Annotated in this window: 12 protein-coding genes; 6 read left to right on the top strand and 6 right to left on the bottom strand. The window is 67.2% G+C overall.

The window, feature by feature from the left end; genetic code table 11:
• Positions 1 to 30: 30 nt before the first annotated feature.
• The 3 genes from pstA to pstS form a co-directional block, all read right to left on the bottom strand.
• Positions 31 to 1140, bottom strand: coding sequence for a phosphate ABC transporter permease PstA (gene pstA / locus QI450_RS17440; protein WP_226773867.1), 1110 nt, complete (start codon positions 1138 to 1140; stop codon positions 31 to 33).
• Entirely contained in the window at positions 1141 to 2073 is a 933-nt protein-coding gene (pstC, locus tag QI450_RS17435) for a phosphate ABC transporter permease subunit PstC (protein ID WP_226773866.1), read from the bottom strand.
• A gap of 142 nt (positions 2074 to 2215) precedes the next feature.
• On the bottom strand, positions 2216 to 3337 hold the full coding sequence (gene pstS, locus QI450_RS17430; protein ID WP_226773865.1) for a phosphate ABC transporter substrate-binding protein PstS: 1122 nt from the start codon (positions 3335 to 3337) through the stop codon (positions 2216 to 2218).
• A 253-nt stretch (positions 3338 to 3590) separates the two neighbouring features.
• Here pstS and QI450_RS17425 point away from each other — a divergent pair, with 253 nt between their 5' ends.
• From QI450_RS17425 to QI450_RS17405, 5 genes are all read left to right on the top strand, one after another.
• Positions 3591 to 4718 (top strand): FUSC family protein, encoded by a 1128-nt coding sequence (locus QI450_RS17425; protein ID WP_226773864.1) that lies wholly within the window; start codon positions 3591 to 3593, stop codon positions 4716 to 4718.
• A gap of 75 nt (positions 4719 to 4793) precedes the next feature.
• Positions 4794 to 6167, top strand: a complete 1374-nt coding sequence (gene radA / locus QI450_RS17420) for a DNA repair protein RadA (RefSeq protein ID WP_226773863.1) — start codon at positions 4794 to 4796, stop codon at positions 6165 to 6167.
• Between the two features lie 234 nt (positions 6168 to 6401).
• Positions 6402 to 6728: an SHOCT domain-containing protein gene (locus tag QI450_RS17415; protein WP_226773862.1), complete on the top strand. Its 327-nt coding sequence runs from the start codon at positions 6402 to 6404 to the stop codon at positions 6726 to 6728.
• A complete protein-coding gene (locus tag QI450_RS17410) occupies positions 6728 to 8203 on the top strand; it encodes a multicopper oxidase family protein (protein ID WP_226773861.1) in 1476 nt (491 codons plus the stop codon). Before QI450_RS17415 ends, QI450_RS17410 begins: the two co-directional genes overlap by 1 nt.
• Positions 8204 to 8219: 16 nt before the next feature.
• On the top strand, positions 8220 to 8855 hold the full coding sequence (locus QI450_RS17405) for a methyltransferase domain-containing protein (RefSeq protein ID WP_226773860.1): 636 nt from the start codon (positions 8220 to 8222) through the stop codon (positions 8853 to 8855).
• A gap of 189 nt (positions 8856 to 9044) precedes the next feature.
• Here the strand turns inward: QI450_RS17405 and QI450_RS17400 are convergent, their stop codons facing one another.
• Positions 9045 to 10247 carry an acyl-CoA desaturase gene (locus tag QI450_RS17400; RefSeq protein ID WP_226773859.1) on the bottom strand — a complete coding sequence of 401 codons (1203 nt, stop codon included), beginning with the start codon at positions 10245 to 10247 and terminating at the stop codon, positions 9045 to 9047.
• A 13-nt stretch (positions 10248 to 10260) separates the two neighbouring features.
• Positions 10261 to 11334 (bottom strand): ferredoxin reductase, encoded by a 1074-nt coding sequence (locus QI450_RS17395; protein WP_226773858.1) that lies wholly within the window; start codon positions 11332 to 11334, stop codon positions 10261 to 10263.
• Between the two features lie 100 nt (positions 11335 to 11434).
• On the opposite strand from QI450_RS17395, the gene QI450_RS17390 reads away from it, so the two are divergent.
• On the top strand, positions 11435 to 12634 hold the full coding sequence (locus QI450_RS17390) for a PucR family transcriptional regulator (protein ID WP_226773857.1): 1200 nt from the start codon (positions 11435 to 11437) through the stop codon (positions 12632 to 12634).
• Between the two features lie 6 nt (positions 12635 to 12640).
• Here the strand turns inward: QI450_RS17390 and QI450_RS17385 are convergent, their stop codons facing one another.
• Positions 12641 to 13999 (bottom strand): GAF domain-containing serine/threonine-protein kinase, encoded by a 1359-nt coding sequence (locus QI450_RS17385; RefSeq protein WP_282468055.1) that lies wholly within the window; start codon positions 13997 to 13999, stop codon positions 12641 to 12643.
• Between the last annotated feature and the right edge of the window lie 108 nt (positions 14000 to 14107).

Here is a 14107-nt window from a genome sequence, read left to right as displayed (position 1 = left end):
CGGGAAGAAGAATGGGGCCGCCATAGCAGCCTAGCGTCCGGCTTTGGGTGCGAAGATACGGGCAACCAGGCGGGCTCCGAGGTTCAGCAGCATCACCAGGATGATGAGGACCAGGGCGGCGCCCCAGGCGCGCTGTGAGGACGGATCCGGGTTCGACGGCGAGGTCGGGTTCAGGATCTGGGTGTAGATGAAGGTTGGCAGCGAGGCCATCCAGCCGCCGAACACGTTGCTGTTGATGCCGGTCGCGAATCCGGCGGTGACCAGGATCGGTGCGGTTTCGCCAATCACCCGGGCGATGGCGAGGGTGACGCCGGAGGCGATGCCGGAGATCGCCGTCGGGATAACGACCTTCAGGATGGTCCGCCACTTGCGGACCCCGAGGGCGTAGGCCGCCTCCCGAAGCTCGTTGGGGACGATCTTGAGCATCTCTTCACTGGAGCGGACCACCACGGGGATCATCAGGACGGAGAGCGCGACGGCGGCGACGGCACCGGTCTTGGTGCCGGGGCCCATCACCGCGAAGAAGAACGCCGCCGCGAAGAGGCCCGCAACAATGGACGGAATGCCGGTCATAACGTCAACAAAAAAAGTGATGGCTTTCGCCACGGTCCGGTCGTTGCCGTATTCCACCAGGTAGACCGAGGCCAGGAGGCCCACCGGCACCGAGATGACCGTCGCCAGCAGGGTGATCTGGATGGTGCCGAGCAGCGCGTGGTAGATGCCGCCAACAACCGGTCCGCCTTCCTCGACGGTCTTGTTGTCGAAGGCGCCCGTTACGCCGTTCATCGACGTCGTCAGGAACCCCGGGTCCAGCAGGCCCGGCAGCCCGTTAACAAGAACCGTCCAGATCACGGAGATCAGCGGGAGCAGGGCGATCAGGAACGAGCCCACCACCAGGCAGGTCGCCAGTTTGTCCTTGGCTTTACGGGATCCCTCGACGGCGGCGCTCCATCCGACAAGACCGGCAGCGAAGAGGATGGCCGAGACGAGTCCCCACCCGAAGGCGTTGAATCCGATCAGGGCCATCACGGCAGCGGCGAGAACCAGGGCGATGCCAAGCACCAGGTACGGCGCCCATTTTGGCAGTTGGCCCTTGGTGAGGGCCGAACGCTTTTTGACGGGGGTCAGGGTGGCGGTCATTTAGTTGGCTCCCGAGAATTCTTTGTGCCGGATGATGACCCAGCGGGCGATCATGTTCACGCCGAGGGTGATAACGAAGAGAACCAAGCCTGCCGCGATGAGCGTGCTGACCTTCAATCCGCTGGCTTCCGGGAAGTTCAGCGCGATTTCAGCAGCGATGGTCTGGTTTCCGGAGGTGATCAGGCTGGCGGTCAGGGCGCCGGAGGACAGGACGAGGGCCACCGCCATCGTTTCGCCCAAGGCGCGGCCGAGACCGAGCATAATCGCGCTGATGATGCCAGGGCGGGCAAAGGGCAGTACCGTCATCTTGATCATTTCCCACCGGGTGGCGCCGAGCGCCAGCGCCGCCTCCTCGTGCAGCTTGGGGGTCTGCAGGAAGATTTCGCGGGTCAGGGACGCAATGATCGGCAGCACCATAACCGCCAGGACGATTCCGGCCGTCAGGATGGTCTTTCCGGTTGCCGACGCCGGGCCTTCGAAGATGGGCAGCCAGCCTGCGTTCTTGGCCAGCCACTGGTACACCGGCGTCATGGTGCCGGACAGGAACGCCGCACCCCAGGCGCCGTAGACCACCGAAGGGATGGCGGCCAACAGGTCGATGAGGTAACCGAGCGGGGCGGCGAAGCGCCGCGGCGCGAAATGCGAGATGAAGAGAGCGACGCCGATGGCTACCGGGGTGGCGATCACCAGGGCAATAGCGGCTGCGATCAGCGTGCCGATCACGATCGGCCAGATGTACGGGAAGAAGCCTTCGCCGCCCTGGATCTTGTCCGGGGAGGCCACGAGGGCAGGGATAGCCTGGATAACGAGGAAAAGCGCTACCCCGAAGAGCACGGCCAGGATCAGGCACCCGGCGGCCAAGGTGGCTGCGGAAAAGACCTTGTCGCCGGCGCGGCCTGCGCCCCGGGACGTGGTCAGGGAGGTGGTGGTCACTTCACGATCCTTCAGATCTGTGTGTACGTCGGATAAACACATTGGTTCCCTGCCCTGTTACGGCCGTCGATGACAGCCGTAACAGGGCAGGGAACCATTATCAGGCTGGTGTTTCCACTATGCCTGCCAGCGCAGAAGATCCCTAGGACTTGACCTTGATGGCCTCAATGGACTTGAGGGCCTTGTCCTGGAGCGTCTTGGACAGCGGGGCGGACTTTGCGGACTCGGCGGCGGCCTTCTGGCCGGCGTCGGAGACTACGTACTTCTCGAAGGCCTTGACCAGGTCCACGGTTTCCTGCTTTTCGTAGCTGGTGCAGACAACGTGGAAGGACACGAGCACGATCGGGTAGGCGCCTTCGATCGTGGTCTTGCGGTCAAGCTTGATGGACAGGTCGCTGGCGTTGCGCCCCGCAACCGGAGTACCGGCGTCGACGGCCTTGGCCGCGGCGTCGGCGGAGATCTTGGTGAACGAACCGCCCACCTTGATCTGCGCGGTGCCGAGCTTGCCGCTTACTGCGGAGTCATCGGCGTAGGTTACGGCGCCGGGGGTGTCCGTGACGGTCTTCACGACGCCTGAGGTGCCCTTGGCGTTTTCGCCCTGCAGGGCGGCCGGCCAGATTCCGGCAGCCTTGTCGGTCCAGGCCTCGGGAGCGGCCGCGGCCAGGTAATCCGTGAAGTTGGACGTGGTGCCGGAGTCATCCGAGCGGTGCACCGGGGTGACCTTGAGGTCAGGGAGCGTCGCGTCCGGGTTCAGTGCGGCGATGGCCGGGTCGTTCCACTTGGCCACTTCACCGCGGAAGATCTTGGCGACAGTCGGGGCGTCCAGCTTCAGTTCCTTGACCTCGGGGAGGTTGTAGGCGACCGCGATGGGGGAAATGTAAACGGGGATGTTCAGCGCACCCTCGGGACCGCACTGGGTCTTGGACGAGGCAAGCTCATCGTCCTTGAGGTAGGCGTCGGAGCCGGCGAACTGCGCGGAGCCGTCCAGGATGGCCTTGCGGCCGGCACCGGAACCGTCCGGGGAGTACTGCACCGTGGCGCCCTGGTTTGCCGAGGCAAAACTGGTTTTCCACACATCCATGGCAGCGCCCTGCGCGGAGGAACCGATACCCGTCAGGGTGCCCGTAACCTTGGGGCCCGAAGCGGACGGAGCGGCGGACTGGGCGGTGCCGGTTGCGTTGTCCGAACCACATGCGGTCAGCGCGAGAGCGCCAACGGCGATGACAGCGATAGCCGCGTTGCGGCCGAAACGGAGTGCCTTCACTGAGATGTACCCCTTCCAGGGATTCTTCTGTGCGTGCCGGGCGGGAGAAGCCCGGTCAAAGATGCGTACGGTTTGTACCTTTATCGAAGGTAGGCGCCCCAAGTGAAGAGAATTGCCGCCCAAGGTGAACGCAAGGTTAACGACGCCGGGACATTGGCTTACATCCGCCGGGGCCCATTGCGCTGGCGTCGTCGCAGTCGTAGGGGCCGGCCCCGACGGACCGGACGCTCAACGGCCCTCTAGACTGGAGCGCATGGCCCCCGCTATTGGACTTTCCGCAAGCTCCCGGTTCCTGCGCGGCAGGGTCCGCACCGGCCTGGTCCGCAGCCGGAACTCCCTGGTGCCGGCCATTCAGATGACGGGCTGCGCCGTCGGCGCCTACGCCTTCGCCGAATACGTATTGGGCCACAGCGGCCCGCTCTTCGCTGCGACGTCATCCCTGATCTCGCTGGGCTTTTCCCGCGACCCCCGGCTGCGGCGCGTGATCGAGGTCGGCCTCGGCTGCACCATCGGCATCGTCGTCGGCGACCTGCTGCTGCACTGGCTGGGCGCCGGGATCTGGCAGGCCGCCGTTGTGCTGCTGTTCTCGATCCTGCTGGCAAGGTTCCTGGACAGCGGCACCATTTTCACCACCCAGCTGGGGCTGCAGTCCCTGCTGGTGGTCCTTTTGCCGGCGCCCGACGGAGGACCGTTTACCCGCAGCCTCGACGCCGTTGTTGGAGGGGTGTTTGCCCTCCTGGTGACCATCCTGATCCCGAAGGACCCGCGCCGGGAACCCCGCAACGACGTCAGGAAACTCCTGCACGAACTCGCCGAGGTGTTGCGCGAATGCGGCTCTGCGCTGAGTTCCAGCGACGCGACCCAGGCATGGCATGCGCTGATCCGGGGCCGGAACTGCCAGCCGCTCGTCGATGCCATGCGGCAGACCCTGCGGTCCTCCGGCGAGGTGGCGACCCTGTCGCCGGCCTACCGCAGGCACCGGGACGAGCTGGACCAGATGGAACAGTCGCTCGACTACATCGACCTGGCACTGCGTAACAGCCGCGTCTTTGCCCGCCGCCTGACCAGCGCCATCAATCATGCGGCCCTGTCCGACGAGGCGACGCAGAACATCGCCGAGGTCCTGCATGACACGGCCGATGCCGTCGACGAACTCTCCCTGGGCCTGGCCGAAGTGCACGACGGCGTCCGCCGCGCCCACTTGCGGACGGCCCGGACGGAATTACGGGAAATTGCCGGGCGCCTGCACCCGCGGCTGCTGGATGTGCAGCGGCTGGAAGGCGAAACGGTGGTGATGCTGTTCCGTCCGCTGATGGTGGACCTGCTTGAGGCGGCCGGGGTCGACTCCGGGGAAGCCCGGGACATCCTTCCGCCGCTGTAGTCGCCGCGGTATTGGCCGCTGTAGTCGCCGCGGCGCGGAAGCGTGCTTGTCACAGGGCGCCGATAAGGTGGAGCAATGGCTACCAAGACTTCCCGCGCCACCAAGGCGCCGGGCTACAAATGCGCGGAATGCGGCTGGACCACCGCTAAGTGGGTGGGCCGCTGCGGCGAGTGCCAGGCCTGGGGCACCGTTGAGGAAACCGGCGGCGCCGTGGCGCGCACAACGGCGGCCACCAGCGTGCTGGAACCGGCCCGCCGGATCTCCGAAGTGGATGCCACCACCGCTGCCTTCCTGCCCACCGGGGTGGATGAACTGGACCGTGTGCTCGGCGGCGGGCTGGTCCCTGGCGCCGTGATCCTGCTGGCGGGCGAACCCGGCGTCGGCAAGTCAACCCTGCTGCTGGACGTTGCCGCCAAGTTTGCCCGCACCGCACAGGATGTCCTCTACATCACGGGCGAGGAATCCGCAGCGCAGGTCAAGCTGCGCGCGGACCGCATCGACGCCGTCGCCGAATCCCTGTATCTCTCCGCCGAGACGGACCTCGGCCAAGCCCTGGGGCAGGTCGAGAAGTTGGAGCCGCGGCTGCTGATCGTGGACTCCGTGCAGACACTCAGCAGCGCCGATGTCGAAGGCAGCGCCGGCGGTGTCTCGCAGGTCCGGGAGGTCGCAGCCTCCCTGATCGCCGCCGCCAAACGCCGCAACATGACCACCCTGTTGGTCGGCCATGTGACCAAGGACGGCTCGATCGCCGGACCCCGGCTGCTCGAGCACCTGGTCGACGTGGTGTGCCAGTTTGAAGGCGAACGACACTCCCGGCTGCGGCTGCTGCGGGCCGTCAAGAACCGGTACGGGCCCACGGACGACGTCGGCTGCTTCGACCTGAACGAAGACGGGATCGAAGGCCTGGCCGACCCGAGCGGGCTCTTCGTCTCGCGGACCAAGGAGCCGGTCTCGGGCACCTGCATCACCGTGACCCTGGAAGGGCGCCGGCCCCTGCTCGCGGAGGTGCAGTCCCTGCTGGCAGAAAGCTCCAGTGCCCAACCCCGCCGGGCCACTAGCGGACTCGACAGTTCCCGGGTGGCCATGCTGCTGGCCGTACTCCAGCAGCGGGCCGGCTGCCTGCTGAACAAGGACGATTCCTACGTGGCGACAGTTGGCGGCGTGAAGCTCAGTGAACCCGCCACCGACCTCGCCGTCGCGCTGGCCGTGGCCTCGGCGAAAGCCAAAAAACCCCTGCCGCAGCGGCTCATCGCCTTTGGTGAAGTGGGACTGGCCGGCGAGGTCCGCGCCGTCCCCGGGATCAACCAGCGGATCCAGGAAGCCCACCGGCTGGGCTTTACCCATGCCGTGGTGCCGGCCAGCCCCAATGGCCCCGGACCGGTGCCCGCGGGCTTCTCGGTGCGGGAAGTCGGGCACCTGACCGAGGCGCTGAGCCTGCTGATCAGCTGAGTCGTTCCCGCTGAGTCGCCGCTGGATCTCCGCAGGCGCTTATCCCGCCTGCAGCACACCCTGACGAAGTAACCGGGCAGCAACGCAGCAAGACCCTCAGGAAGCGACTTTGGACCCTAGCCGCCGCCCGGTATCCGGCCGACGATGGGGACAGGACAGGACAGGACAGGACAGCGGCGAGGGGCGAGCGGCGAGCGGCGAGCGGCGAGGGGCGAGGGGCGAGAGGAAGCGGCCATGATGGGAAACTACGGAAACGGCATCGGCTGGATGTGGCTCTGGGGCGCGCTGTTGCTGGTCGGGATCGCAGCGCTGGTGCTGCTCGCGGTCCGCACGTTCAGCGGCGGAGCCGGCCGCCGCGGGCCGGCTCAACCCGGCCACTACGGCACCCCAAGCTATGGCCAGCCGGGTACTCCCCCGGCCGGCCCCGGCTTCCCCGGCACGCCGGGCACACCGGGCGGAAAGAGCCAGGCACGGCTGATCCTGGACGAACGTTTTGCCAAGGGCGAGCTCACCACGGAACAGTACCGCGAGAACGTGAAAGTCCTCGGCGAGGAATCCTAGTGCGGCCAATCAGCCGTCGCAGCACCCTGCTCCTGGGCGGCCTCGGCACGGCGGCCACTGTGGCAGGCGGAGCCGGGCTGTGGTGGTCCCTGGCTTCCGCCGAGCCACCGAACGGTGGAATGGCCGACGCGGAGGGCCCCGGACTGCGCATCCCCCCGGAACTTCGCAGCACGGCCGGCAAGCTGCAACTCACCCTTGAAGCCGCGCACGGCCAAGTCGAGCTTGGCGGCCGCCCTGCCAGCGCGCTGTGCTACAACGGCACTTCTCCAGGCCCCACCCTGCGGCTGCGCCCCGGAGACGAGCTCACCATCCGGCTGGTGAATGGCCTGGACGAAGCAACCAACCTGCACGTCCATGGCCTGCACGTGTCCCCGCAAGCCAATGGCGACAACGTGTTTCTCGCCGTCAGGCCCGGGGAGGCGTTCGACTACAGCTACCGGCTGCCTCCGGACCATCCGCCGGGCGTGTACTGGTACCACCCGCATCACCATGGCACGGTGGCCGGGCAGATCTTCGCCGGTCTTTTCGGTGCGATTATCGTCGAGGACTCCGGGACCATCCCGGTGAGCGCGGACCGGGTGCTGCTGGTCTCGGACACCACCCTGGACAGCGCCGGCAGCGTCGCCGCTGTGTCGCAGCCGGAGCGGATGGCGGGCCGGGAAGGCGAATTACTCCTGCTCAACGGTCAACGCAACCCGCTGCTCACCGCCCGCCCGGGCGAACGGGAACGCTGGCGGATTATCAACGCCTGCGCCGCCCGCTTCCTGCGGCTCCGGCTGGACGGCCAGCGGCTGGACCTGATTGGCATGGATTCGGGACGGTCCCCCGTGCCCGGCAGAGTTGAGGAACTCCTGCTGGCGCCGGGAAACCGGGCGGACCTGCTGGTGACGGCAACTGCCGGCGACACCGTTTTACAGGCGCTTCCCTACAACCGTGGCAGTATGCCTGGCATGATGCGGCAGGGGCCGCTTACCGGCCGCGGGCCGGCGGCGCTGGCCGTCTTTCGGGTCAGCGGCGAATCCGCGGACGCGCCCGCTGCGGTCCCGCCCCGGCCGGCGCCGGAGGACCTCCGAACGGCCACCGTCACCGCGCGCCGGCAGCTGCTCCTGGCCATGGGCATGGGCATGGGACAAGGAAGGCCGTCCGGCATGATGGGGTTCAGCATCAACGGCCGCGAATTCAGCGGCTCCCGCACCGATACAGTAGTGCCGGCCGGAAGCGTGGAGGAATGGACGCTGGTCAACACCAGCCCCATGGACCACCCTTTCCACCTCCATGTGTGGCCGATGCAGCTCATCGAGGACAACGGCCAGGCAGTCGAGGGCGTTATCATGCGGGACGTGGTGAATGTGCGGGCGAACGGGCGGGCCACGGTCCGGATCGCGTTCCGTGACTTTAGCGGCCGCTCTGTCTACCACTGCCACATCCTGGACCATGAGGACCTGGGAATGATGGGAGTAATTGAGGTCAGCTGACCGGAAAAGAGGCCACATGCCCGAGACGAGCCCACCCAGCCGATCGTTCGGACGATCTTTCGCCCGCGTCGGTCCGCGGATGGACGCCCGCGGCGCAGCGGACCACCGGCGGCGCCTCGTGGCAGCGGCACGCGGCGTCGTCATCGAAATCAGGGCCGGCTACGGTGCCACCTTCGAGTTCTATCCCTCCGCTGTGAGAACCGTGCTGGCCCTCGAACCGGACCCCACCCTCCGGGAGCTGGCCCGGAACGCCGCCCGCAACGCATCCGTGCCGGTCATGGTGCAGGACGGCGTGGCGGAGTCGCTGCCCGCGGCGGATGCCTCCGTCGACGTTGTGGTCTCCAGCCTGGTGCTGTGCAGCGTCGCGGACCAGTCCGTTGCCCTGGCGGAGGTGGTTCGGGTCCTGCGGCCGGGCGGGCTGCTGCTGTTCTACGAGCACGTCCGCTCGGCGCACCGGGTGCTTGCTGCCGCTGAGGACCTGATTACGCCGTTGTGGAGCCGTTTGGCGGGCGGCTGCCACCCGAACCGGGACACCGTTGGCGGCATCGCCCGGGCGGGGTTTACAGTCCAGGGGCTTGAGCGCTTCGGTTTCTCGGTCCTGCCGGGCAACCCGCCGCTGGCGCACGTGCTTGGGGTGGCGGCCAGAGACTGACACCCGGACCGTCGCGACGTTCCCGCCCGGCTGCGGACACCCGCGGGCCTGGCGCTGGCCGGAATCCGCGCACTTCCCGGCCCCGCCGGGCCGTCCGGGCAGGCCACTGGGACGGAGCACCGGCCACAACACGCAGCAGGGGCGCCCACCGGTACGGCGGGCCCCCCTGCTTCAGTCGGATCGGTTGAGCTAGGCCTTCTTGGGCGGCAAAGCGAGCTTAAAGACCTTGGCCCAGGTGGAGCCGACCTGCTTCCAGATCGGGCCGGTGGTGTACGGCAGGCCGTAGCGCCTGCAGATCTCCTGCACCTTCGGGGCCACCTCCGCGTAGCGGTTGGACGGGATGTCCGGGAAAAGGTGGTGCTCAATCTGGTGCGAGAGGTTGCCGGTCATCAGGTGCATAAACTTGGAGCCGGAGATGTTGGCGGAGCCGATCATCTGCCGCACGTACCAGTCGCCGCGGGTCTCACCTTCGACCATTTCTTCGGTGAAGGTGTCGGTCCCGTCGGGGAAGTGCCCGCAGAAAATAACCGCGTGGGCCCAGACGTTTCGAACTGCGTTCGCGGTCAGGGTGCCGTAGAGCGCCTGCTTGCCGGAGCCGGTCAGCATGGCGACGGCGGGCGTGGCCGCGTAGTCCTTGGTGAACTGCTTGAGGGCCTTGCGGCCCAGCGCCTTGAGGTCCTTGGTGAGGGCTTCCTTGGACTTTTTGCCCTCTTTGTAATCCTGCAGCTCAAGATCGTAGATCGCGATGCCCCACTCGAAGACCGGTGCCAGCAGTGCGTTGTACACCGGGTTGCCGAGGTTGAACGGCTTCCATTCCTGCTGGGCGTCCATACGCAGCAGGTTGTATCCGACGTCGTTGTCCTTGCCGATGACGTTGGTCCAGCGGTGGTGCAGGTCGTTGTGGGTGTGCTGCCAGGCGCGCGCCGGGGTAACGAAGTCCCACTCCCAGGTGGTGGAGTGGATGTCCGGGTCCCGCATCCAGTCCCACTGGCCGTGCAGGATGTTGTGCCCCAGCTCCATGTTTTCCAGGACCTTGGCGAAGCTCAGCAGCGTGGTTCCGGTGACCCAGGCTGCCTTGTTCTTGCTCACCAGCAGGGCGGCCCGGCCGGAGATCTCCAGTCCGCGCTGGATCTTGATCATACGGCGGATGTAGGCGGCATCGGACGCCCCGCGCTTGGCAAGGATGTCGTCCTTGATCGCGTCGAGTTCACGGCCGAGCTCCGCGACCTGCTCATCGGAGAGGTGCGCGGCGGCCGGCGGCCGAACGGTCGGGCTGCCGGACTCGGCGAGGGCACCGGGCCGCGTCTTCACGGAAGCGGGCGCCTTGGCAGAGTCATTGGCGCCCTGGGGAGCGTCCTCGGACAGGTCCTGCTTGTCAGAAACAATCGTCATGCTGTGGTACTCCTCAGAGGTCGAGGTTAACGGGTCCGGCGGCTGCCGAAACACACGTCTGGATTAGTTGGCCGGGCTCGCCATGGACTTCATCCGTGCGCAGGTCACGGACCTGGCCGGCCCGGAGCGGGATGAGGCAGCTGTGGCAGATGCCCATCCGGCACCCGCTGGGCATTAGGACGCCGGCATCCTCGCCGACGTCGAGCAGCGGAGTGTCGCCGCCGGCTTCGACTTCGCGGTCCGACGCCTCGAAGGTGACCAATCCGCCGTCGTGCCCTGAACCGCCGGCCAGCTTGGTGCTGAAGCGTTCGATCGTGAGGCTGGCTTCCGGCTGTGCCACCGCGGTGGCGGCCTCAGCTTCCCAGAGCGCCTCGGCGTCGTCCAGGAAGCTTTCGGGGCCGCAGGCGTAAGCGGCGCGCTGGCGCCAATCCGGGCAAAGTCCGTCCAGCTCGGCCGTCGACGTGAAATCCAGCCGTCCACGTTCGCCGGTGAACCAGTTGGTGACCTGGAAATTGGGGAACTGGTCCGCGAGTTCGGCCAATTCTTCGCGGAAGATGGCATCCGCCGGGGTCCGGGCCGTGTGAATGAGGACAACGTCGGAGTCGGGCCGGTGCGGCACGAGGGTGCGGATCATCGACATAACGGGGGTGATTCCGCTCCCGGCAGTAAGCATCAGCAGTGGCCTCGGGTGCTCCGGTAACACGAAGTCACCCTGCGGCGGCGCCAGGAAGAGAACGTCGCCGGGCTTGGTGTGGCGCACCAAAGTGCCGGAGACGGCACCCATGTCACTGACGGTGATGGCCGGGTCCTTGCCGGCGGGGGCGCTGAGCGAATACGAGCGCCAGTGGCGGACGCCGTCAAGCTCGACGCCAATGCGGGCCCACTGGCCGGCGAGGTGTGCTTGCCAGCCGCGGCCGGGACGGAAGAAAATTGTGGCGGAATCGGCCGTTTCTGGAACCACCCGAGTGACCACACCGCGCAGTTGGCGGGCGGAAAACACAGGATTGAACAGCGACAGAATGTCTTCTGGAGCTAGGGGGGTGGTCAGTAGAGATGCGGCGCGCGCCAGCTTACGGAGCCGGATCATGTATCAAGCTTATGTCAGTGGCGGTCATACTTCTTCACCCTAGGCATACGATCGAAGTAGATAAACTGTCTCCCCGCAACAACATATTGGAACCAGGCCCATGAATACAGCCCCGTCGGGCACTCCCGCTTCCGCTGCCGATCCGCCGTGGCTGGCCTTGCCGCGTGAGGTCAGTGACGTGCTCCGGCCGATGATGCCGGGAATTGTCGAGGCCATCATCGACGCCGTGCCGCAGCTTGTTCCGGCCTACGCCAGGCCGATTGAAGGCCGCTTCGGCCGCGGGCTGCGCCGGGGGGTGGCCGCGGCACTGGAGCGCTTCCTGCAGTTGCCGGCAACCCGGCTGCCTGCCCTTTCGGAGGAGAGCAGGCAACTCGTGGCAGGGCTGGGGAGCGGGGAGTTCCGGCAGGGACGGAGCATGGACGCGCTGCTGAGCGCCTACCGGATGGGGGCCCGGGTCACCTTCCGCGAGATGTCCAGGGTTTCGGTGGAACACCACCTTGGCCAGAGCGTGGTGGTGGACCTGGGTGAATCGATCCTGGCCTACATCGACGAACTGTCCGCCGTCAGCGCCGAAGCCTACGCCTTTGAACAATCGGAACGTGCCGGCGCGGTGGACCGCCGGCGCACCGAACTGCTCGACCTGCTCCTGCTGGGACAGGCGGATGAGGCGGCACTGCGCCAGACTGCTGCGATGGCGGACTGGTCGTTGCCGCAGCGGATGGTGGTGGTGACCCTGCCGGTGGACCGGGCCGCGGGGCTGCGGCTGAGGCTGGGCGCCGGAACACTTGTGATCGAACGCGAGACCGACGCCGTTGCCCTGGTTCCGGCCCGGCAGTCACCCTCCGCGCGGGCGGACCTTGAGAAGGCCTTGCGTGGCCGCGGGGCGGCGGTTGGGCCCGCCGGGAGCTGGGAGAAAGTCCCCGATTCGCTGCGTCTGGCAGTGCTCGCTGCCTCGGTCCTGCAGCCCCGGGACGGCCCGGAGGACCCGCCCATCTGGGCGGACGAGCATTTGGCCGAGGTGATCCTCGGGGCGGAGCCCTCAGCAATCGCAGAACTGGCCAACCGCAGGCTGGCGCCGCTGGAGGGGCTGCGCCCGGCGCAGCGGGAGCGGCTCGCGGAGACGCTGCTGTCCTGGCTGCGGCACTGGGGCCAGCGTGGTCCGGTGGCCGCAGAGCTCGGCATCCACCCGCAGACGGTGGGGTACCGGGCGGCGCAGCTGCGCGAGTTGTTCGGCGACGCCTTGGAGGACCCCGAGGCGCGGTTTGAGCTGGAACTGGCGCTCCGTGCCGGCTGGCGCTAATACCTGCTAACTGGCGATCGCTTCCCTGCTCTGCAACCGCATCTCCAGGTCATTCATCACGATCGCTGCCAGGTCCTCCAGCGCACGTGTATCGGCGGCGCTGAACACCCGGGGTTCCCGGTCCAAGATGCAGAAGGTGCCCAGGTTGTAGCCGTCGGGGGTGCGCAGCGGGACTCCGGCGTAGAACTGCAGGCCGAACTCGCCCGCCACCAGGGGGTTGGCGAGGCTGCGGGGATCCCGGGTGGCGTCCTCCACGATCCAGGTTTCGTCCTGCAGGATCGCGGAGGCGCACAGCCCCGGGTCGCGGCCAATCTGCGTAACGTCAGTGCCGTGATGGGCCTTGAACCAGATCCGGTCGTGGTCCACCACGCTCACGATCGCCACGGGCACGGCGAACATCCGTGCCGCGAGGCGTGCGATCCGGTCGAAGGCACCGTCGGACGGCGTGTCGAGGATCCGGTAGCGCTCCACCGCGCGCATCCTGGCTTCCTCGCCGGTCCCGCCGGGGGCTGCCTCCAGGCGGTGGCGGGCCGCGCCGTTGATGACTTCCTGGCGCAGCGCGAGGGAAACCTCCCGGGCCGGCGGCCGATCCGCCGGGTCCCGGGCAAGCATGGAGGACAGCAGCGACGTCCAGATGGGGGCAAGTTCTTCGGGGATGTCCGGGTCGTGGAGCAGCCGCGCGACGGCGGACTGGATGGGGGCACCGGGGTACGCCATCTTTCCGGTTAACCCTTCGAGCAGCACCAGTCCGAGGGAATATACATCGCTGAGCGGCCCGGCCGGTTCACCGGCAGCCTGCTCCGGGCTCAGGTAAGCGGGCGTCCCGGAGGTTCCGGAGTCGTCGCCCACGGGTCCGCTGCCCGTCATCACGGCAACACCGAAGTCGCTGAGCTTGGCCCGGGGGCGCCTGTCGTCGTTGCTGTAATCGACCAGCAGGATATTGGCCGGCTTTACATCGCGGTGCACAATCCCGTGATGATGAATGTAGGAGAGTCCGTCCGCCAGGTCGTGGCCGATCAGGGCCATGTGTGCAGCGGAGAGCGGCCCCTGGGCGGCACGGTGGCGCAGGTCCGGTCCGCGGACCAGTTCCATCACGAGGTAGGTGAGGCGCGCCTCCGGGTCGCTGAGGTCCGCGCCGGCGTCGAACAGCGTCACCAGGGCGTGGTGGCCCATCCCCGCGAGGATGCGGACCTCCTGCCCCTGCCGGCGGGTATGTTCAAGATCATCCGCGTCGTCCCGGAAGAGTTTGACTGCCACTTCCCGCTGCAGGAGTTCGTCATGGGCTCGGTACACGGTGGACTGGCTTCCCGTGCCGATGAGGGCTTGGATCCGGTAGCGGCCGCTCAGCAGGAAGCCTGGTTCCATGCCGAGTTTTCTGTTGTAGTCAGTCAAAGAGTGTTCGTTGTCCCTTAAAGTGCGGGGCCCGCCGACGAAATCGCGCGGATCAGTCCAAAAAGCCGAAAGGTGGGGCGC

This window comes from Arthrobacter sp. EM1, assembly GCF_029964055.1.
Lineage (GTDB): Bacteria > Actinomycetota > Actinomycetes > Actinomycetales > Micrococcaceae > Arthrobacter.
This window is presented reverse-complemented; position numbering and strand designations above follow the sequence as displayed.

Coding starts and splice junctions, on each gene's coding strand:
- QI450_RS17425 (WP_226773864.1), top strand. CDS start 3,591: ATGGCCCCCGCTATTGGACTTTCCGCAAGCTCCCGGTTCCTGCGCGGC.
- QI450_RS17385 (WP_282468055.1), bottom strand. CDS start 13,999: ATGGAACCAGGCTTCCTGCTGAGCGGCCGCTACCGGATCCAAGCCCTC.
- radA (WP_226773863.1), top strand. CDS start 4,794: ATGGCTACCAAGACTTCCCGCGCCACCAAGGCGCCGGGCTACAAATGC.
- QI450_RS17405 (WP_226773860.1), top strand. CDS start 8,220: ATGCCCGAGACGAGCCCACCCAGCCGATCGTTCGGACGATCTTTCGCC.
- pstA (WP_226773867.1), bottom strand. CDS start 1,140: ATGACCGCCACCCTGACCCCCGTCAAAAAGCGTTCGGCCCTCACCAAG.
- QI450_RS17390 (WP_226773857.1), top strand. CDS start 11,435: ATGAATACAGCCCCGTCGGGCACTCCCGCTTCCGCTGCCGATCCGCCG.
- QI450_RS17395 (WP_226773858.1), bottom strand. CDS start 11,334: ATGATCCGGCTCCGTAAGCTGGCGCGCGCCGCATCTCTACTGACCACC.
- QI450_RS17400 (WP_226773859.1), bottom strand. CDS start 10,247: ATGACGATTGTTTCTGACAAGCAGGACCTGTCCGAGGACGCTCCCCAG.
- QI450_RS17415 (WP_226773862.1), top strand. CDS start 6,402: ATGATGGGAAACTACGGAAACGGCATCGGCTGGATGTGGCTCTGGGGC.